14 protein-coding genes and 1 pseudogene are annotated in these 20,830 nt (G+C 37.6%); 2 read left to right on the plus strand and 13 right to left on the minus strand.

What is annotated here, in order from left to right; translation table 11 throughout:
• The first annotated feature begins 27 nt into the window (after window positions 1-27).
• Window positions 28-1,539 (plus strand): carboxylesterase/lipase family protein, encoded by a 1,512-nt coding sequence (locus tag ACTBZY_RS00290; protein WP_463044315.1) that lies wholly within the window; start codon window positions 28-30, stop codon window positions 1,537-1,539.
• A gap of 35 nt (window positions 1,540-1,574) precedes the next feature.
• Here ACTBZY_RS00290 and ACTBZY_RS00295 read toward each other — a convergent pair whose 3' ends face one another.
• A complete protein-coding gene (locus tag ACTBZY_RS00295) occupies window positions 1,575-4,835 on the minus strand; it encodes a glycoside hydrolase family 3 N-terminal domain-containing protein (protein ID WP_463044316.1) in 3,261 nt (1,086 codons plus the stop codon).
• 132 nt (window positions 4,836-4,967) lie between these two features.
• Between ACTBZY_RS00295 and ACTBZY_RS00300 the strand changes: the two genes are divergently transcribed.
• Window positions 4,968-5,615, plus strand: coding sequence for a hypothetical protein (locus ACTBZY_RS00300; RefSeq protein WP_463044317.1), 648 nt, complete (start codon window positions 4,968-4,970; stop codon window positions 5,613-5,615).
• Between the two features lie 81 nt (window positions 5,616-5,696).
• Here ACTBZY_RS00300 and ACTBZY_RS00305 read toward each other — a convergent pair whose 3' ends face one another.
• From ACTBZY_RS00305 to ACTBZY_RS00360, 12 genes and pseudogenes are all read right to left on the minus strand, one after another.
• Window positions 5,697-7,241, minus strand: a complete 1,545-nt coding sequence (locus ACTBZY_RS00305; protein ID WP_463044318.1) for a SusD/RagB family nutrient-binding outer membrane lipoprotein — start codon at window positions 7,239-7,241, stop codon at window positions 5,697-5,699.
• 18 nt (window positions 7,242-7,259) lie between these two features.
• On the minus strand, window positions 7,260-10,361 hold the full coding sequence (locus ACTBZY_RS00310) for a SusC/RagA family TonB-linked outer membrane protein (RefSeq protein WP_463044319.1): 3,102 nt from the start codon (window positions 10,359-10,361) through the stop codon (window positions 7,260-7,262).
• Between the two features lie 580 nt (window positions 10,362-10,941).
• Entirely contained in the window at window positions 10,942-13,443 is a 2,502-nt protein-coding gene (locus ACTBZY_RS00315) for an FBX42 beta-propeller domain-containing protein (RefSeq protein WP_463044320.1), read from the minus strand.
• Window positions 13,444-13,673: 230 nt separating this feature from the next.
• Window positions 13,674-14,957, minus strand: a complete 1,284-nt coding sequence (locus ACTBZY_RS00320; protein ID WP_463044321.1) for a cryptochrome/photolyase family protein — start codon at window positions 14,955-14,957, stop codon at window positions 13,674-13,676.
• Window positions 14,950-15,435 carry an SRPBCC family protein gene (locus ACTBZY_RS00325; RefSeq protein ID WP_463044322.1) on the minus strand — a complete coding sequence of 162 codons (486 nt, stop codon included), beginning with the start codon at window positions 15,433-15,435 and terminating at the stop codon, window positions 14,950-14,952. Before ACTBZY_RS00325 ends, ACTBZY_RS00320 begins: the two co-directional genes overlap by 8 nt.
• The gene (locus ACTBZY_RS00330; RefSeq protein WP_463044323.1) at window positions 15,428-16,120 is read right to left on the minus strand and encodes a lycopene cyclase domain-containing protein; all 693 of its coding nucleotides are present in this window, start codon (window positions 16,118-16,120) and stop codon (window positions 15,428-15,430) included. Before ACTBZY_RS00330 ends, ACTBZY_RS00325 begins: the two co-directional genes overlap by 8 nt.
• The gene (locus ACTBZY_RS00335; protein ID WP_463044324.1) at window positions 16,117-16,569 is read right to left on the minus strand and encodes a sterol desaturase family protein; all 453 of its coding nucleotides are present in this window, start codon (window positions 16,567-16,569) and stop codon (window positions 16,117-16,119) included. Before ACTBZY_RS00335 ends, ACTBZY_RS00330 begins: the two co-directional genes overlap by 4 nt.
• Entirely contained in the window at window positions 16,566-17,009 is a 444-nt protein-coding gene (locus ACTBZY_RS00340; protein ID WP_463044325.1) for a hypothetical protein, read from the minus strand. The genes ACTBZY_RS00335 and ACTBZY_RS00340 overlap by 4 nt, the downstream gene beginning before the upstream one ends.
• Window position 17,010: 1 nt before the next feature.
• On the minus strand, window positions 17,011-17,850 hold the full coding sequence (locus ACTBZY_RS00345; protein WP_463044326.1) for a phytoene/squalene synthase family protein: 840 nt from the start codon (window positions 17,848-17,850) through the stop codon (window positions 17,011-17,013).
• A gap of 3 nt (window positions 17,851-17,853) precedes the next feature.
• On the minus strand, window positions 17,854-19,311 hold the full coding sequence (locus ACTBZY_RS00350; RefSeq protein WP_463044327.1) for a phytoene desaturase family protein: 1,458 nt from the start codon (window positions 19,309-19,311) through the stop codon (window positions 17,854-17,856).
• A gap of 47 nt (window positions 19,312-19,358) precedes the next feature.
• Window positions 19,359-20,258, minus strand: coding sequence for a MerR family transcriptional regulator (locus ACTBZY_RS00355; protein ID WP_463044328.1), 900 nt, complete (start codon window positions 20,256-20,258; stop codon window positions 19,359-19,361).
• A 149-nt stretch (window positions 20,259-20,407) separates the two neighbouring features.
• Window positions 20,408-20,830 (minus strand): annotated as a pseudogene (locus ACTBZY_RS00360) (succinate--CoA ligase subunit alpha); the annotation flags it as partial.

The raw sequence follows: 20,830 nt of genomic DNA on the forward strand, positions 1-20,830 counted from the left end.
TATATTGAAGAACTTACCCTAATACAAATGAAAATACTGAAGTTTTTACCACTGCTTTTATTGACTTTAGCCTGTCAACCTCGCGAATCCTATCTTGTTCAAACAGACAAAGGGCTCATTGAAGGTTATGAGAAAGGAGACCTAAATGTTTTTAAAGGAATTCCTTTTGCTGCACCGCCCGTAGGGCTTTTAAGATGGAAAGCACCAGTGGAGCATGATCATTGGGTTGATAAATTGGAATGCAAGGCGTTTTCTGCCAGCCCCATGCAGTCAGAACCAAAACCTTTTGCCATGTGGACAGAAGAGTTTATTGCACCGCCTGAACCCCTAAGCGAAGATTGTCTTTACTTAAATATTTGGGCCAAAAAATCCAAAGGAAAGAAACCCGTTTTTGTGTGGATTTACGGCGGAGGTTTTAATTCGGGTTCGGCGGCATGTGATATTTACGACGGAGAAAAATATGCCAAAAATGATGTCGTTTTTGTGAGTATAAATTATCGTGTTAATGTTTTTGGTTATTTGGCACATCCAGATTTGAGTGCCGAAAATGAAGATAAGGTTTCGGGTAATTATGGCCTTTTAGATCAAATAGCGGCTTTGAAGTGGGTACAAAGAAATATTGAATTATTTGGGGGAGACCCAGATAATATAACTATAGCAGGACAATCTGCCGGTAGTATGTCTGTGCATGCATTATTGGCTTCGCCCAAAGCAAAGGGACTATTCCATAAAGCCATTGGTCAGAGTGGAGGTCTGCTAGGATCGGATAGGGTAAAATCATTAGAAGAGGCGGAGCAAAAGGGACAAGAGCTTACTTCAAAACTCGAAGGGAAATCTATAGCCGATTTGAGAAAAATTCCTGCTCAGGAGCTTTTCCACCTGGTTCGTGAAGCCGGAGGCTCATTAAATGCTCTGCTGAGCGATGGTGTTGTTTTGCCAAATGATATTAAGGGGCACTTTGAAGCAGGAAAACATAATGACGTTCCTTTTTTGGGAGGTTGGGTGGCCGCAGATGGTAAACTATTTTCTGCTCCAGATATTTCTCCAAAAGACTATTTTAATAAGGTGAAAGAAGAATTTGGGGATGATACCAATGATTATTTAAATCTCTTTCCTGGGGAAACTAAAGACCAGCTTCAAAATTCTATGAGTAAAAGAAACCTTATCAATTTTGCGGTTACGCCTGTTTCTTTACTTGCCAAGTATAATAAGAACGACGTCTATGTCTACGAGTTTACGCATGAGCCACCGTTAAAAGAGAACTTCCCAGACTATGGGGCTTTTCATACGTCTGATGTGCCTTTTACTTTACATAACCTTCATACTTGGAAAAGAAACTGGAGAGCGGAAGATTTAAAGGTAGAGCGTGCCATTTCCACTTACTGGATAAATTTTATAAAAACTGGTAACCCAAATGGAGAAGGTTTAGCGAATTGGCCTATTTATCATCAAGGAGGCACGCAAGTGATAGACACAGAAATAAGCACTTCAAAGGGGGGCTTATATGAAAAAGAATTGGGATTGATTCTTTCGAAGTAATACTTCAGAAAGAGCTTCAATCCCAAAACGTAGTTTTATTCACCGAGTATGGTTTTGTAAATCTGGTTTCCTACCTCGGTTCTAATGTTCAATTCGCTTATTTTATTATTGTCTCTGGTAGGATAAACCCGGTTAGAAAGGAATACATAAACCATGTCATAAAGTGGGTCTATCCACGTAAATGTGCCCGTATAGCCACTATGTCCATAGCTTAAATCGGAGCCTTTCTGTGGGCCGTTGGCAATACTTTTATCTGGATGCAGTTTGTCAAAAGCGATAGCTCTTCTATTTACCACGGGGTCAAACTGGTATTTGGTACATTCCATAATCACCTCAGGCGAGATAAACTGCTTACCACCATAATAGCCGTTTTGAAGATACATCTGCATCAATTTCATAAGGTCATTGGCATTGCCAAAAAGACCTGCATGACCAGATATACCGTTTAGTAAAGCTGCACCTTCATCATGAACCCTTCCATGAATTAACGATTTCCTAAATAAAGTATCAAGTTCGGTAGGCACCAGTTGGTTAAGCTGATAAAAACGTCTAGGGTTATAGGTTAGCGAGTTGGCACCTAGGGATTTATACGTTTCTTTTAAGTATGCCTCCCAAGGTTTACCTGTCATTCTTGGAACTATTTCGGGATAGAAATAATAATGCATGTCGCTGTAAACGTAACCCTGCTCTGGCTTTACTTCAGACGTTTCTATTTGCTTAAAAATGGTCTTTTTATAATCTTTATGTAGCCATAGCGTATCGGCCACTTGAACAGAATACACCTCAGATGCCGCATTAGAAAAGATGTTTGGTTTCCAAGTAATTGTTTTCATGTCTAGTAGTTTTAGCCATAAATCATTATTCCTTTGTACACTTCCCAAATAATCAATCTTCGGTAGTTCTTTCTTTTTAAATATCTTTTGGAAAAAGTTAAGCTCAGGCTCCGGTAAATAATCAAACTTTGATAAAAGCTCAGGGTGTTTTATCAGTCCTTTGTTTATAGTGCCTAAAGTGTCTATAGCGTCCATCCAGAATGGTATCCAAGCCTTTAGACCAGATTTATGGGTGAGCATATCTCTAAAGGTTAAGTTTTCCTTATTGGTGCCTTTGAACTCCTCGTAATATTGTCCGAAAGGAGCATCTAAATCAAATTTCCCCTCGGTCATAAGTTGCATAACTGCCAAAGCTGACGTGCTTATTTTGGTAACCGAAGCCAGTCCATATAAGTCTGTCAACTGTACAGAACCCTCCAGTTTTTGTGCATCTGCGTTTCCAATAAGCATTGGCGAACCTATCTGGCTATTAGGCTCGAAAGGATCATAGTTACTATCCATAACGTCTTTATTCCCTTTTTCAAAAACTTTCGTTTTTTCAACTTTAATACCTGATTCGCCATCTTCAAAAGTATGGAAGCCTATAGCCTTTCTGTATATCACTCTGCCATTTTTAGCGACCTGCATGACCGCTCCAGGGTATGCTTTTTGGTTTAGTCCATGGTAAATAACCGAGTCAATTCTAGCGTTTAAAATTTCTGAGTTAAGGCCTACTTGTTCTGGAATACCATAAGCCAACCTTTTGAGCGTGGCAGGGTATAGACCAAGCTGATAAGGGAAATTTTCGTTGACTGTTACAGGCAAGTGACCCAGAAAAGGAATAGCTCCAAAAATGGCCTGTGTGGCGGCCTCTTCCATATATGGAGTGAGTTGGTTGGCAACCACTATCGCTTTGGCTTTTTCTAAGTCCTTTATTTTATCTAATGCAAAAGGATTTCCAAATACCACAACAATGGCCTTTGAAGTATTATTCAAAAGTGCACTTAAGGCTTTCTGATTGCCTTCATTTACGCCATAATTACTATAAGGTCTAATGCTTTGCAAGTGCATCCCTATCACCAATTGGTCGTAATCTTTTGTTCTGTTTTTTATGGTACTAATAAGAGCTTCAGAAGGATTTTCAGGCATATTGAAGAAGTCAATATCCGTATAATTTCTAGCCATCTTCTGGAAACTAGTAGTAGTAGGGTCGTCCAATGAAACAAATGCTATTTTGTTCTGAAGGTTTAAAATAGGCAATGTCATGTTCTCATTTTTCACCAAAGTAATGGTTTTTTCTGCCAACGCTCTATTGATATAATCTGAGTTTGTGGTGTTCAGATCTTGAATAAGATTTTTGATTTTAGTAGGCTTGTAATGATCTAAACCCACCCACGACTTGGCTTTCAAGATCTTTAAAACCCTTTGGTTCAAAATTTCTTCTGTCAGTTCACCAGAAGCTAAGGCATTTTTAATGGCATTTACTGCGGTAGGAACATCTACAAAAGTCTCCAAAATGTCATTCCCAGCCAGAATGGCCTGCACCAAAGCGGTTCCGTTTGGGAAATGTTTTGTGATGCCTTGCATATCCATGGCATCCGTGAATGTCAATCCTTCAAAACCAAGGTCTTCTTTAAGTACGCCAGTGATGATTTTTGGTGAAAGCGTGGCTGCTAAATTTGGTGTATCGTCTAAAGCTGGGATACTTAAATGTGCGGTCATGACTCCAGAAAGACCACTGTTTATCATGTTTTTGAAAGGAAACAGTTCTATGTCATTTAATCTTGCTCTGTTATGAGGGATTATGGGCAGGTCATAATGTGAGTCTACACCTGTATCGCCATGGCCAGGAAAGTGCTTAGCTGTGGCTATAACGTGTTCACTTTGTAGCCCTTTCATGTAAGCGGTAGCTTTTCGGGTAACATCTAGTTTATCTTCCCCAAACGAGCGGAAGTTGATAACAGGATTGTTTGGATTGACATTAACATCAGCCACAGGGCCATAATTTACATGTACGCCTAGTCTTTTGCATTGTAAAGCAATTTCCTTACCCATGGCTTCTATAAGGTCTGTGCCGCCATCCATAGCTCCTAAAGATAGTTGATACGGAAACCTTACCGTGCTGTCAAGTCGCATGGCTAAGCCCCATTCAAAGTCCATTCCTATTAAAAGGGGGACTTTAGATATTTTCTGTAAATCGTTGATGATTTGTGCTTGTGTGGTTGGCTGGCCGGCAAACATGGCTAGACCGCCGATATGATATTGTTCCACCCAGGCTTTTAATTTTTCTGGTTCGTAACCTTGTCCAGAGAAGTTTCCTCTGGGCATAAGTAACTGACCTATTTTCTGGTCAATAGTCAAAGAATTAAAAACAGAGTCTACCCAAACACCATTATAATTGATGAGAAAATCTGGTTTTTGTTGAGCGGAAGTCCCGAATGTAACAGAGAGAAATAAGCAGAATAAAAATGCTATACGAGGCATAGTAAAATGGTTAAAATTTATAGTTCAAATTTAAGCAATTAAGGGCATTGAAACGAATAGATATTGGAATGGGTGAATTGGAATATGTATTGAAAATGTTAGTTTTGGAGATTGTTCAAAAAAATAAATCAAATGAGAAAAATATTTGCCCCTTTATTTATCCTGAGTTTGATACTAAGCTCTTGCTGGAAAAATAAAAGCCCAGAGGACTTACCTAGACTAAAAGCTGCCTTTCAAAAACAAGTGGAGACTTTTGAGAAAGATAAAAACACCACAAATGAAAATGTGACCAAAGGTTTAAGTTCATTGAGTGGTTTGCAGGCCGCTCTATCAGACGCAAAAAATGAAGATAAGGAGTTTGCCAAGGTTTATGGTAACTGGGAAAAAGTAGATAAAAGAGTAAAGGATTTGAATAAAGAGTATGAAGACCTGAAATCAAAAGCTGAAGGACTTTTTACGGCCATGGAAGAGCAAACGAATAGTTTGTCTGACGCTAAAAGTAAAGCAGACCTTTCAAAGGCCATTAAAACAGCTAGAGCTAAATATAACGGTACTTTGGTAAATACATCAAAGGCGATTGGCAAATTAAGGATTTTGCATACCGATGCTGTAGATGTAGTAAAAGCTTTGGAAGTGGCTGTAGCTTTGAATTCTTTTGACAATATTAACGCTCAGCTAGAAAGTATTGAAGGTAGGGTTGACGGTATCATGGAGGAGCTTAATGTAGCCGTGGAAGAAAGCAAAAAACTTTACGACCAACGCATTGAGGAATTGAATTAATGAAAGATATGCTTTCTTCTAAAAGCAAAAAAGGCTGTTTCGATATCGAAACAGCCTTTTTTATTGTTAAATCAGCGTTGATTATTTATCCCACCACATGCGAGTAGTCAACAAATCCGGCCCTTGAGCGGCAACCGCTGCAGCATAGCTACTTGGGTTACTTCCAGCCTCATCTTCGTAATATCTTAATCTACGCGGGATAGTGCCACCCGTTACGTTATTAGGGTCTGAAGTAGGAACCAGTTCAGGATAACCAGATCTACGATAGTTAGACCACGACTCTATATGATTTAGGTAAGTGGCTGCCCAATACTGCTCACCAATAAGCTTAAGCTTGTTAGGTGCTGTGGCAAAACCAAGACCATCAATATAAGCACTAACAGCTGCTGCAGTAGGTGTTTCTACACCAAACCAAGACCATGAATCCATAGCTGCAACCACGCCTGCATTGAAATAGGCTTCTGCATTTCCAGAAATCCATCCTTTTACAGCGGCTTCAGCTTTCATGAATTCTACTTCTGCATGAGAAATAAATGGAGTAGGGTCATCTAAATCCAAGATTTTAGGATTTGGGAAGCTATAGTCGTTATACGTACCAAAATTTGGAATGATATTCTTGATAGTCGTAGACGTATAACCATTTGGTAATCCTTTTTGAGCTGCAGGATCTGTATTCCATGTGCTGCTGTCATAGAAATTACCAACACCACCTACAATAATCATTTTTCTCGGATCATTATTGGCGTTCATCCAATCCATGAAAGTTTTAGAAATTCTTGCGTTGTCATCTCCACCACCACCAGCGGCGTTTGAATACACTAAGGAAGTTCCGTTGTAGTTGGTGTCTCCACCATTACCTAGTACTTGAACCAAGTAAGCATTTGATGCTGTATCATCGATAGCACCACTAGTCATCGCTTCTTGGAATACCGCTTTAGCACCAGCTTCGTCTGCGTTACTCATTCTCATCGCTATTCTCATTAATAGAGCGTTCGCGAATTTTTTCCATTTAGATAGGTCACCTTGGAATAAAACATCTTGCTCTCCTAAGCCTGCTGCAGTAGCAGAAAACTCATCTCTAGCAGCTTTAATATCCGTTATTAAATATTTGTAAATGTCAGATTGCTTATCATATTCAGGAAACCAGTTTGCTTGGTCTTTTAATCCACGACCCGCCTGTAAATAAGGTACATCGCCGTAGATGTCGGTAATTCTGTGCAAATCAAAGGCTCTCATAATTTGAGCCGCAGCATGTATATTCGCCATTTCTGGAATACCAGCGGTCTTATCAACTACCTCAGTAAGGTTTTTGATAGGATTGGTGTAGTGACTTTCCCAATATGCTCCACTGTATTGAGAGTTATAATAGTATTTATCACCACTCCAGTAACCTTGCAAAGTTGCATTATGCTGAATCATAGTGGAACTATAGATAAGATTAGTTCTCCAGCTTTCATATCTACTTCCAGCCACTCTTAATTGGCTATATGCAAGTAGATATCTCATGTCAATTGTTGTCGGAGCGTTTTTGTTGATGTTCAGCTCCGTTAATTTGTCCTCGTCACAAGAAGCAAATGTTAATGCCGCTAAGGTGAAAAGGGCTATTTTCTTTATGTTATTCTTCATTTTGATACTTTTTTTGGATTAGAAAGAAAGAGAAAGGTTAAATCCAAGATTTCTTGTAGATGGCATAGAGAAGTACTCTAAACCCTGAGAACCACCGTCTGCGGTATAACCACTTTCTGGGTCAACGTTAGGAACGCTTGACCAAAGTAGGGCAAGGTTTCTTCCAACAGCAGAAACTTTTGCACTTACAAAAGGGGTTTTCTGAAGGATGCTATTTGGTAAGCTATATCCTAAAGAAAGTTCTCTAAGTTTGCCAAAAGAGCTGTTGTAAATAAAGTTACTGGTAATCGTACGGTATTCGCTGTAATATTGGTCTACATCACTTGGAGCAATTTGCCAAGTTTTAGCCTCACCGTCAGCCGTTACGCCAGTTACTGTCAAACCATCTTCTCTACCCACAAGCGTTTCTTTATGAAGTCCCGAAGCATAAAGTCCAAGGTTTGTTCCAGACATCATGTTACCACCATTTCTCATGTCTATTAAGAAGCTAAGACTAATGTTCTTATACTTGAAATTATTAGAGAAACCTGCACTGAAAGGATGTCTTCCCAAGGCAAGCATTTCGAAGTCTCCTCTTACAGGGTATCCGTCGGCACTATAAACAGGAACACCATCAATAGTAGCTTGACTATATCCTGCAATAACACCTAGCTGCTCTCCCACATAATGACGAATCCTTTCTTGTCTTGATCTTGCTTCTTCTAAGTTAAGAAACTCAATTTGCTCTCCTTTGGCGTTAGTACCCAAGTTTAATACTTTAGATATGTTTCTAGCCATGTTGAAGGAAATGTCCCAACTGAAATTAGAATTTTTTATAGGCGTTCCAGTAACCAATAACTCAACACCTTTATTTTCTAACTCTCCAATGTTGATAGAAGTACTTCCGTATCCAGAAGTTCCAGAGATGGAAGTATTCAAGATGTCATCAACAGTATTTCTTTTATAAACCGCAAAGTCTACTCCTAATCTGTTCTTTAAGAATCTTAAGTCAAGTCCAAATTCAATTTCGCTAGATAGGTATGGCTTAAGATTTGGGTTAGGAATTGAACCATTATTAATGTTACCTAAAATGGCTCCATTATGTTGATACCCTTCCATTCTATAAGTCAAATTATTAGAATAAGGAGAAGGAGCTCCTCCACCTACTTGTGCATAAGAGATTCTTGCTTTCCCAAAGGTTAACCAAGCAGGTTGGTTTGGAATAATATCTGAGAATGAAAAGCTAAGACCGGCTGATGGATAGAAAATGGTATTGTTTTCAGGAGATAAAGTACTGAATTGATCTTGTCTTCCTGTTAAGTTTAAGAATAGGTAATTGTTGAACCCGATGTTTGCAGAAGCAAAAACAGAGTTAACACCGTATTCAGAGAATCCATAACTATAGCTTGTACTGGATACGTTGTTAACACTACCAAAGAAAGGTACGTTTAAGCCGTTTCCACCTACTCTTGCAGACTCATCAGACCTTCTCATTCGGTTACCTCCAATAATACCGTCAATACTGATCTTCTGAAAGTCCTTATTAAAGCCTAAGAATAAATCTGCGTTGTCTTCACGAATGGTTCTATTGGTGATATTATAATCACCAGTAGTTTTGTAGGCAGTACCGTAAGGCTCTGAAGTTTCAAATCTTACCGCATTGAAATCTGTTCCAAGTCTTCCTCTCACATAAAGCCAGTCGGTTAAATGATAGGTTACAGAAGCGTTTCCGAAGAATCTGTGCTTATCATCTAAACGTAGAAATTGATATGCTGCCCAATATGGGTTTGTGGCATAAATATTACTGGTATGGCCAAGCTCGGTACCATCTATTTTTGAACCTAACTTTAAAGGGTCTCCCATTAAATCTGCAAACGATATATTTGGAGATTTGGTTAAAACGGTATAGTTGGCATTACCTGGGGAGTCAGAAAGACGAGGTCTGTTTTTGGCAGACTCTTTCGTGTATTGTCCAGTTACCGCAAGGTCTATTTTACCAAATTTACCGTTTAGATTGGCATTAAATGCAGTTCTGTCGAATCCAGAATTCGGCATAATGTCTTCATTCTGAAGATTAGAACCAGAAAACCTGAAGTTTCCTACATCGTTACCACCGGCCAAAGCCAAAGTATTGGTCCAGGTATTTCCCACCCTGTAGAAATCATTGATTCCTTCACCAGTGGCGGAGTATGGTCTACTTACACCGTCAAATTGAATAACATTAGAGCCATCCAATTTAGCTCCCCAAGAGCTTGCACCTTGATCTGCAGCTTCTGCTTGGCTGGTAGGAGCTAAACCGTCTATTCCTGTTCCGTAAACTTCTTGTAAGTCTGTTCTGTCAATGGCTTTATCCATTGTGTAGTTGGAGTTAAAGCTTACACCGATGCCTCTAGTTCCTTTTCCAGACTTGGTCGTAATAAGGATAACACCATTAGAAGCTCTAGAGCCGTAAAGTGCAGATGCCGAGTTACCTTTAAGAACAGAAATGTTTTCAATATCGTCAGGGTTAATAGAGCTCAGTCCATCACCACTGTCGTTTCCTCCCCATAAACCAGCATTTCCTAGGTTAGAGTTGTCCATAGGTACACCATTGATAACATAAAGCGGCTGGTCATTTCCACTTAAAGAAGAACCACCTCTAATAACAACTCTACTAGTACCAGCAGCACCAGTAGTAGGCGATGATACATTCACACCAGCTACTTTACCAGTTAATGCGTTCCCCATGTTAGTCGTTCTAGATTCCGTAAACTTGTCACCACCAACTTGAGTTACCGAGTAGCCAAGACTTTTCTTGTCTTTTTCGATACCAAAGGCAGTTACCACAACCTCACCTAATAGACTCGCGTTTTCTTCTAGTGTTACATTGATAGCTGTTTTAGTACCGACTAAAACATCTTTTGAATCATATCCGATGTAGCTAAAAGTTATTGTTTGACTCGGAGTTGCAGAAATTGTATAAGTTCCGCCCTCACCCGTAATAGTACCTTTTGTAGTACCTTTAACAGTTACGTTTACGCCGTATAGAGCTTCCCCTGTAGCGTCTGTAACCTTACCCTGAATTGCGGTCTCTTGAGCATAAGCCGAACTACCGACCGTTGCCATAAGAGTAAGAAACAATTGTAGTAGTTTTTTTCTCATGTAATTAATAGATTTTGGTAAATGAAAATAAGAATAGAAAGGTTTATAGGTTAATTAAGTACTCTTCAAAAGGATTTAATGAATGCATACTAAAACAGCAAAAAATCCCTTTTCTAAGTTTTCAATTATAAGAGTTCATCCTTAACAAATGCTTAACAAATGCTTAACAAGTCTATAATTGTATGAAAAAATGAAAAATAGTCTCCAAATTCTATCATTTTTTGAAAGACAAGGCCGTTTATTGAATTTTACAGACTTGCATTATCTGTTTTTAGATCCGTCTGGTTGACCCTTAAAAGCCCTAATCGGTATATAATATTATATTTTATATATAGTAAGTACCTTATTAAAATTTATTAGTAATGTATGAGGATAGGGATGGGATAAAATAGTATTACTTTATAGGAAGCATATGTTTTGAGTTTTCACATTGCTTTGACTGGATGTTTGGTGTGTGGAATTCGGTGTGAAATATTAATTGGAATTGGTGTGAAAACGTGCAATTTCCATCTGTTCCACTATAAGATGAGCAGGTCGGTCGTGTTAGTAGGAAAGATGGGTTGAGATGAATGAGGGTTATTTAAGACTCTAACACTTCTTGGTAGGTCTTCCCGAATTTCTCGCCAAATAAACTTTGGTAGTTCAGTATGAACTTCTCATAAGTTTCCTTTGCTAAGGAGTGTTTTCCAAGGAGGTGTTGAGCCCTACATTTAATACCCATAGCCATTTCTTCTAGAGAATCGAAGAGGAAAATGTTATTGGCTATTTCTATAAACGCTTGAGCGTTTTCTTTAGTGAGTTCCTGACCATCCCAGTAAAGCAGATATTTGTCGATGATCTTGTTAGAAGTTTCACTGGAGAAGCTGTCTAACCAATCGAAATCCTGATTAGGAAGTAAGGTTCCTCTCTGTACTATACTAGAGAGCTTGATAATCTGTTCTTTAGTGTTTTCCGGATGAAAGAGTGTAATGTCTAGAAAGTCCGCATAATCTATATAAGCTTTTTTAGGGTCATATTCTATTTCCCAATTGCCCGTGTTTTTAACCAGAGTTATGCCTTCTACCTCTTCGAGGATACTTTTTAATTTCCGGATATTAACCGCTCTATTGTTTCTAGCACTGGCTTTAGATTTGTCGTACCAGAACATGCCATCCAGTTTAGCAGAGTTTAGGCCTTTGTTCCATCTTAATGAATGCATTAAAACATAGATCAGGATTTCTTTAATTAAAGGACTCACCATGCGGGTAAGGTCTTTTCCATTGTGATCTATTAAATGAAATTCTCCGAAAAGAACCAGGGAGCTTTTCCCTTTTTCGGATGTAGTCACAGCAGAAATCGTTGAATCAGGAATTTGGCTTTCTACGGTAACTTTGGTTGTTTTTTTTCTTGAAAAATAGGCTGCCAAGAGTAGGGCAAGGAGAATCAAGACCGCCAAGGCATATTTCCAATCCATGGAAGCAGCCACTTCATTTTCAACAGGCGTACTTATGGTGAAAACTTTGACTTTGGTAAGCCCGTTCTCAATGTTATAATGGGTGACTGCCAAATATAATTTCTGGTCAATAGTGTTTTGATAAAGGTTAACCGTTGAACTCACATCATTGAATTCGAAAGGTATGGCACTAGCTATATTTTTTAATATGGGTTCTTTCAAAGAACCTTTGACCAATTGAAGTTCTGAATTGTATTTTTGTTGATTAAAAATCACAGCCAAAAATGAATCGCTATCTTCATTTATTAGGAGATCTGAACCAAAAACAAATGGCGTTTTAGGGGTAGGAAGATCATATATCTTTGAAATCTTACTTTCACCCCAACTTATTTTAAATAGATCATAATAGTTTTTAGGCGTTATCAGCTGGTCACCGGTTTCAGAACCATAGCCACCTAAATAATAGGACGTTTTTCTATCTGGCGTACTGCCAAATCCAGCCAAGTATCTTGGTGTTGGTATATCCCCTTTCATAGAAATCTGGCTCCACTTGTTATTCGCAAAAGAAAACTTGTGAAAGGCATTTTTGTACTTAAACATGCCATATCCTCCAATGGTTACTAAAGCGGAGTCTTCCGGATAGATATAGATGTTATGATGCCAAAATTCCGTAAGGCTATCCGCTTTCGGGACATTGCTTTCAAAAATGTTCTCTTTGAATTTAAATGTGAACATTTGCCTAGAATTCAACCTGAGTAGAATATTGTTCTGGGAAAGTGGAACGGCTTTATCTCCAAAGTCAATTTCGTGATGGCCATTATTATAAGGAATATTTACTAGACTACCAGATACGAAATCAAAAATGGCGTGTTCGGTATTGCTGAAAAAATGCAGCTCATTTTTTTGGGCATCATACGAGTTAGCAATAATACCTTTAACAGATATGTTAAGTACTTCTTGCCAATCTTTTATTTTTTCTTTTAGCCACTTTGGATTTGTCACTTCGCCATTTAGCTTTCCTTTAGAATCCACAGCTATATTTTCAGAGGATTCATTAAGAAGCCAAAGGTGTTGCACTTTATTTTCGGATTTGACAGAAACATCTTTTATCACCATAGAAGCCACATCTTTGTAGCTTAAGTTAGGATGATTGCACTGACCAAAATATACAGTAAAGCAGTTGGAGAGATGATTGGTAGATTTTGTTTTGGATAATAGGATTCCGTTTCTAGTTAGAGAAACTTCATTGGTTGCTGTTTGGACTTTTAAGGAAAAATCATCCCATTTGTCGGGTAAATCTGAAGGATCTAGCTTTAGATTGATGCTCTCCTGGCCGACAATTAATTTATAAGAGTTTTCAGAGAAAATAAGGTCAATGTTCTTCCCATTTTCATCCACTAACCTAAATATGTAACCAAAGAAGTTGGTTTGATTTTGATTTAACTTGATTTTGAAATTCAATGAAAAATTAGTACCGGTACATATTTTCTGATTCTTACCTAAAAGCAGCGTGGTACGTTTGTCGCTGATTTTCTCATTTCCATAAAAACCAAGTCCGTACTGTTGTGAATAACTTTCTACAGCGTAGCCAAAAGTTAGTAGTAGCAGGGGTATTAAAACCTTGCGAGGTAATAGAATATTCTTTTTCATTCGACTGTTTATAGACATAATGGAATGAGAATACGCTATCAGTTTTGAAGATATTTTAATTGATGAAGGTATTATTTTAAAATATTTTAATAGGTTAAAAGTATTCTATGTAACACCCATATAGCAATGAATCGTACTTCCAAGACCTAAATGGCGTGGATTAAGTCAGTATATTGATAGAAAAATACAATCTAGCTTATCGGTGAGATGCACGCAATTTAGGAAAATAACTACAAATAAAGCTTATAAACCTCTAGGCATCTTTTCCTTGCAAACTTATGCTCGACCATTTGTGCAGGGTAGGTGAGGGTGTCGTAATTTTCTATCCATTTTCTTATATAAATCAATTTTGGGTCAAATTTTTTCTGCTGTTCTGATGGATTAAAAATTCTAAAATAAGGGGCGGAATCACTGCCACTACCAGCCACCCATTGCCAGTTTCCATTATTGGCAGAGAGGTCGTAGTCTAATAATTTTTTAGCAAAATAAGCTTCGCCTAATCGCCAGTCTATTAGGAGATGTTTACATAGGAAGCTAGCCGTTACCATTCTAACTCTGTTGTGCATAAGGCCAGAGCTGTTAAGCTCTCTCATACCCGCGTCTACCATAGGATAGCCAGTTTCTCCTGTGCACCATTTTTCAAACTCCTCTTCGTTATTTCGCCATTTGATGTTGTCGTATTTGGTTTTAAAACTTTCCGTACAAACCCGTGGGAAATGAAAGAGTATTTGCATGAAAAACTCTCGCCATACCAGTTCACTTAAAAGTGTTTGATTTACCTTTCTTGCATTTTTGACAGCCTCTCTTACGGAAATGGTTCCAAACCTAAGATGGGTGCTCAAGTAGGAAGTTTGACCCAGCGATGGAATATTCCTTACCTCTTCGTAATTTTCTAAATGTTCAAAAGTATAATCCGGAACAGCTATGCCGGAAGGCTTGAATCCAATGTCCTCTAAAGAAGGCAAGTTAGACTGGAAAGTCACAAGATTATTCAGTTGTTCCTGACTTCTAAATGGCTCTAGTAAGTGCTCATTAAAGGTGGTTAGCCATTTGTTTTTATAAGGTGTAAAAACGGTATAAGGGTTTCCATCCGCTTTAAGGATTTCATTTTCTTCGAAAACGACTTGGTCTTTAAAGGCGTAAGTGTTTATGCCTTTTTTGTATAGCTCAGAGCGGATAGCTAAGTCTCTTTGAAGGGCGTAGGGCTCATAATCTTTATTGAAATAAACACCCTTTACATCATACTCTTCTAGTATTTGCTTCCAGATATTTTCAGGTTTTCCTAGGTATACTTTTATAGAGCATTGATGATGTTTCAGTTGCTCATTAATATTTTGAAGACTTTGGTATATGAAACTCACACGAGCATCATCTTGGTCTAGCTCCTCCAAAATAGCCGTGTCAAAAATAAAAATGGGTAAGGTAGGGCCTGCTTTAAGAGACTCGTATAAAGCGTGGTTATCCGCTATTCTTAAATCTCTTCTAAACCAAAAAATGTTAATTTTCTCATCCATTCGGAAACATCTTTTCTAGCTTTTCTGCTCTAAAAGAAAAAATATGATTCAATTTCTGTTTGATGAACAAGCCATGCAGCATTTCCCCAATAAACAAAGCAGGTATTTTGTAAGAAACTTTATCTATGGCTAAGGTTTTACCATCCGGCATGCTTTCAAAAAAATGCTCATGGTGCCACATGGTATAAGGTCCAAAACGCTGTTCGTCAATGAAATGACTTAAGTGTTTTACCTCTGTTATTTCTGTGACCCAATTGAGTTTTACTCCTGGTATTATGCCCACCTTATAAGTGATAATTTGTCCCGCATATGCGTTTTTAGCTATCTCAGAAGTGATTTCAAAACTCATTTCTGGAGGTGTGATCTTAGGCAAATTAGCAGGTGAGCTAAAAAAGTCCCAGGCTTCTTCTAAACTTATAGGAAGCACCTGACTCGCTGTTAAGGTATGTATGCCAGAATGGCTTTTAAATTTAATCATTGATAAAGTGTTTTTCAAACTTTCTCATGAGCATCATATTGAGAAAAATCATACTAAATGCGTAGGCTGTATCTTCCACAGGTATGGTAAAAAGTCTTATTCCTAGATTTTCAGCATTATTATACCAAACCACAGGTGCTTCAATAAAGCTGCCAGTAAGAATGCCGTTAACAATGAAAAATGGAATAAGAATGATAATAAAGGAAATATAAAACCTTCTAAGTAATTCCAGATTTGTAAACCAAGCAATTATAATGACAGCAGAAAAAGTCAGGAAATTGACAGCCGTATACATTCTTTCTATAAATGTGATACCAACCACTAAACCAATTAGGAGAAGAACAATGGTTAGGGTTTTGGTGGTGTTTATGCCCAAAAGCCAATGAGGTACAAAGTAGGCCAATGAATAATGAATGAAAATGCTGGCATAAGGAATGCAAAAGAAGAATAAGATTTCTTCAAAAGGTAAATGAAAGGCATAAATACCTAAATGGTAGGTTTCATTAAAGCCCCATACACCTCTTATGGTAAATATAGAATCCCAAAAAATGAAAATAAAAGTTACTATAAAGGAAGATAATAAGATAGATTTCCAATGTTTCTTGAAATTCATTTTTGGATGAAATGAATACAAAAAAGGAATAGAAACAGAGCCTAAATTAAGTAACAAATAAAGCCATTTCATGACAAATTGGGACTCTTAAAGTACTTGAAAGGAACGTATAACATGCCAAAACATTCACCATCTTCTTTCCCTAAGTGTTTGTGATGCATTTTATGAGCCTTTCTTAATCCTCTTAAGTATGGATTGCTGGTTTTATCAAACCATTTAAACCTCCTGTGAATGAGCACATCGTGAACCAAAAAGTAGGCTATGCCATAAAACAAAATTCCTAAACCGATAAAGAAGAAAACGTTTAAACCTCCGTTTACACCTAGATAAAAGAGCAATATGCTTGGCATGGCAAAGATGACAAAGAAGATGTCGTTTTTTTCAAAGAATGAATCATACCTAGGTTGATGATGGTCTTCGTGCAATACCCATAAAAGTCCGTGCATTACAAATCTATGGGTGCACCAAGTAATGCCTTCCATGATTAAAAAAGTAAGTAGTGTAACAAATGCGAATATCATAATGAACAGTGCTGCTTGATATATTTACTTAGAAGGTCTTCAGAAGAGCTTGAATGTAGATATTTTAATAAAATGGATTTATCTTCAGAAATGCTGGCTTTATACGATAAAATAGAAGGAGAATTATTTTGAATAAGATACCTAACATACCTCAAGTGAATATTTTTAGGATTCTCTCTTACTAAATTCTCCAGTTTATCTTTACTCTGGTTAAAGATACTTAATTTCTTCATCGGGTTAAAGGCGTGCTCTGCCTGTTTCATTTCCATCGTGCAAACATATGCTTGATATGTCGCCGAGTTGGTGGTGGCGTGCTTTTTTATAAAAGCGAGCTCTTCAGACACCGATTTAATACTATGAAATTCTTTTAGGAGCTTAGGGACATCCTCTGATGACGTAATCCCCAATAGTCCAAGGAAAAGAAAAATTAAGATCTTCATTCTAATATCTGTTTAAATGGTAGCGAATATAGCAATCTCCTAGAATAGTAAGTTTCCTGAAGTCAGAAATTCTTATTCGCTCATTCATAATGTTTTCAGAAGGGGTTTTTTCTAATTTATGCAGCAGACGGTTATAATACCTATAGGCCACATAAACACCGAGTCTAGCTTCTAAAGGTAACTTCACAATGCCTCTATAAGCAGCAGCAAAGTCGTTTTTAATCTCATTTACAATTGCCTCTTTTTGGCTCGGGGAAATGTTTCTTAAATCAATATTAGGAAAATAAGAGCGGTTGAGGATTTCATAATCATCCTTGAGGTCTCTTAGAAAATTTACCTTCTGAAAGGCAGAGCCTAAATGCATTGCCGCATCTTTAAGGTAAAGAAATTTCTCGCAGTCTCCTTTTACAAAAACCTTTAAACACATAAGACCAACCACGTCTGCAGAACCGTAAATGTAGGCTTCTATTTCCTTTCTGGTATCGTAGGTTTGTTTTCTAAGATCGGCTCTCATACTGGCCATAAACGCCTTGATGTGTTCTGGGTCTATATCGTATTCTTTCACGGTTCTTTGAAAGGCATTGAGAATAGGATTAAGGCTTATGCCATCTTTCATAGCCCGATAATAATCCTCTTCAAACCTATTGAAAAGATCTTCTTTTGGGTAGTCGTGAAAGCTATCTACAATCTCATCCGCCAAACGAACGAAGCCATAAATATTATAAATAGCTGGTCTTATGGAAGGGGATAATAACCCAACGGCCAAAGAAAAAGAGGTGCTATATTTTTTAGTAACCAGTTTGGCACTTTGTAGTGAGAACTCGTCAAATAGTTTTTTCATAGGTTAGAGGTTTAGGAGAATTTGCTCTGCGGCTATTTTTCCAGAGATTAAAGCTGGCGGAACCCCAGGTCCAGGTACGGTTAATTGACCCGAAAAGATCAAGTTTTTGACTTTTTTACTCTTGATTTTTGGTCGTAAAAAAGCAGTTTGAGTTAATATATTTGCTAGGCCGTAAGCATTTCCCTTGTAGGAGTTATAGTCTTCTTTAAAATCCTTCACACAATATGATTCACAAAATAGCATGTTATTCTGAATATCTTGACCAGTAAGGCTTTCTAATCGGTCTAAAATAATTTTTAAATATTTCTCTCTAAGCTCTGGGGTATCCTCTAGGTCAGGAGCTAATGGAATAAGAAAAGTGGCAGCCTCGTGTCCCTCAGGGGCAAATTTAGGGTCAGTCATAGACGGGAAACTCCCATAGAACAATGGTGTTTCTGGCCAGCGAGGCTCATCATAAATGGCCGCAGCATGTGGCTCAAAATCCGTGTCAAAGAATAGGGTATGGTGCGAAAGGTTCTCTAACTTATGGTTTATACCTATATAAAAAAGTAGTGCTGAGGGTGCAAAAACCTTTTCGGCCCAATAGCCTTCTGAGTATTGTCTATGCTCTTTATCAAGTAGCGTTTCTGAATGATGATAATCTGCACCACTTAAAACAAAGTCGGATTTTATTTCCTTGCCATTCACTGTAAGCCCTACAGCCGTTTTGTTTTCCACCAAGATCTTTTCAACATTGGCTTCCGTAACGAATTCTACGCCGAGATTTTCTGCGAGTTGCTGCATTCCTTCCACTACAGCATACATACCACCTTTAGGATGCCATGTGCCTAACCCAAAATCCGCCCAGTTCATAAAATTATACATGGCTGGCGTATTACTAGGTTTAGCACCAAGAAAAAGAACGGGAAATTCCAGAAGTTTTCTTAATCTGGGACTTTTAAAGCTTTTTCTGATCTGTGCTTGAATGCTTGTAAACAGAAGATGTAACCTGGTAGCACTCTTTAAAGTAACTAATTCTAAAGGAGATTTTCCTGGCCTGTATACTAAATCTTGTACGGCTATTTCGTAGTTGCGTTTGGCTTGCTCAAGAAAGTTTTTCAGTTTAGCGGCACTACCACTTTCTGTTTTTTCAAAGAGTTCATAGATTTCATCTAGGTTTCCAGAAACTTTTACGCTGTCGTTTTTATCGAAATATACTTCATATCCAGGGCTTAATTTTTCTAGTTGATAGAAATCACTTGGTTGCTTTCCAAACTCGGCAAAGAATTTTTCAAAGACATCTGGCATCCAATACCATGTGGGGCCTATATCAAAAGTAAAGCCGTCTTTCTCTAATCTTCTAGCTCTTCCTCCTGTGGTTTTGTTTTTTTCATAAACGGTAACTTTTTGACCAGCTTGTGCCAGATAACATGCCGCTGCTATGGAAGAAAACCCGGATCCTATAATTGAAATGTTTTTCATATTGTTTAACAAAAATACAAATCAATTAAACAAAAAGTCAATTGCGTCTATATTTTTTTAATAAGCTCTTCTATAGATTGGTAGATTATAATATTTTTAAGACTAGGGCTTTCATCAGATTCACTAAATTTTCTTCCTATCGCCCAGAATTCGTTTTTTTCGTTAGTTAATTTAAGACAAACTTCGTTGAGATAATGATTAACCTCTTCAAATTTTGGTGAAACGGTAAATTGACTAATCCAAACAATTTTCTCCTCCAATTGGTCTTGAAGTAATTCTAAATCAGGAATAGGTATACTTCTACCTAGATAAATAGTTTTATTTCCTCTTAAAAGAAGCTCATAGTTAAGGTAAAGAATTCCTATTTCATGCATTTCTTCCTCAGGCAAATAGAGCACATAAGTTCTATCTTCAGAAACCGATTTGTTCCATTCCAAGTTTTCAATATTTACCTGTATTTTCTGATAGATTAGATTGCTTATAAAGTGCTCATGAGCAGGTGTTAGAGATTTAGTTTGCCAGTTTAATCCAATAAAGTTAAGAAAAGGGATAAATAAATCTTTAAAAACCTCACTGAAGGATTTTATTTGAATTTGTTCTGAATAAATTTGATTAAATAAAGAGGTGTCAAATTTATACATGCACATCTTCAGAGAAGCCAAAGCCTTATCATTTTTGAACTCTTGAAATACGAACTCGCGGGTTTTACGGATTATTTCTTCTTCCGAAAAATCCGCAATTTTTGATATTTTAAAGCCGTGATTATTAAGTAAGGCTATATTTAGTATTTTTTGAAGGCTCTCTGTGTTATACAGCCTGATGTTCCTTCCTAGTCTTTCCGGTTTTAGTATATCATATCTTTTTTCCCATATTCTAATGGTATGGGCTTTAATGCCCGATATGTTTTCTAAATCGTTTATGGTGAAGGAATTTTTGATATTGTTCATTAGAATTCTTTTCTAGTTAAACAAATATAGGAAAATTACCTTCGCAACTAATTCTTCTTAAAGCATAAGCTTTGGGATGAACTTGGCACAAAAAAAAGGTTGACCGGGAAGGTCAACCTTTAATCGCAATACTTTATAGATATAATGAATTATAAACCTAATGCTTTCAGCATCACGTCGCCAATCTCCGCTGGAGACTTACATACATGAATACCACATTCCGCCATAATTTTCATTTTTGCTTCTGCTGTATCATCAGCACCACCAATAATAGCACCGGCATGTCCCATTCTCTTTCCTTTAGGGGCAGTTTGACCAGCAATAAAACCTACTACAGGTTTTGGGTTTCCTTGCTCCTTAATCCATCTTGAAGCCTCGGCCTCATAGTTTCCACCAATTTCACCAATCATAACGATAGCTTCCGTTTCTGGATCTTCCATTAATAATTGAACAGCTTCTTTCGTAGAAGTACCTATGATAGGGTCACCACCAATACCGATGGCCGTAGAAACTCCTAAACCAGCTTTAACGATTTGGTCAGATGCTTCATAAGTAAGTGTACCAGATTTAGA

This window comes from Arcticibacterium sp. (assembly GCF_055134445.1).

Coding starts and splice junctions, on each gene's coding strand:
- ACTBZY_RS00290 (WP_463044315.1), top strand. CDS start 28: ATGAAAATACTGAAGTTTTTACCACTGCTTTTATTGACTTTAGCCTGT.
- ACTBZY_RS00295 (WP_463044316.1), bottom strand. CDS start 4,835: ATGCCTCGTATAGCATTTTTATTCTGCTTATTTCTCTCTGTTACATTC.
- ACTBZY_RS00300 (WP_463044317.1), top strand. CDS start 4,968: ATGAGAAAAATATTTGCCCCTTTATTTATCCTGAGTTTGATACTAAGC.
- ACTBZY_RS00305 (WP_463044318.1), bottom strand. CDS start 7,241: ATGAAGAATAACATAAAGAAAATAGCCCTTTTCACCTTAGCGGCATTA.
- ACTBZY_RS00310 (WP_463044319.1), bottom strand. CDS start 10,361: ATGAGAAAAAAACTACTACAATTGTTTCTTACTCTTATGGCAACGGTC.
- ACTBZY_RS00315 (WP_463044320.1), bottom strand. CDS start 13,443: ATGAAAAAGAATATTCTATTACCTCGCAAGGTTTTAATACCCCTGCTA.
- ACTBZY_RS00320 (WP_463044321.1), bottom strand. CDS start 14,957: ATGGATGAGAAAATTAACATTTTTTGGTTTAGAAGAGATTTAAGAATA.
- ACTBZY_RS00325 (WP_463044322.1), bottom strand. CDS start 15,435: ATGATTAAATTTAAAAGCCATTCTGGCATACATACCTTAACAGCGAGT.
- ACTBZY_RS00330 (WP_463044323.1), bottom strand. CDS start 16,120: ATGAAATGGCTTTATTTGTTACTTAATTTAGGCTCTGTTTCTATTCCT.
- ACTBZY_RS00335 (WP_463044324.1), bottom strand. CDS start 16,569: ATGATATTCGCATTTGTTACACTACTTACTTTTTTAATCATGGAAGGC.
- ACTBZY_RS00340 (WP_463044325.1), bottom strand. CDS start 17,009: ATGAAGATCTTAATTTTTCTTTTCCTTGGACTATTGGGGATTACGTCA.
- ACTBZY_RS00345 (WP_463044326.1), bottom strand. CDS start 17,850: ATGAAAAAACTATTTGACGAGTTCTCACTACAAAGTGCCAAACTGGTT.
- ACTBZY_RS00350 (WP_463044327.1), bottom strand. CDS start 19,311: ATGAAAAACATTTCAATTATAGGATCCGGGTTTTCTTCCATAGCAGCG.
- ACTBZY_RS00355 (WP_463044328.1), bottom strand. CDS start 20,258: ATGAACAATATCAAAAATTCCTTCACCATAAACGATTTAGAAAACATA.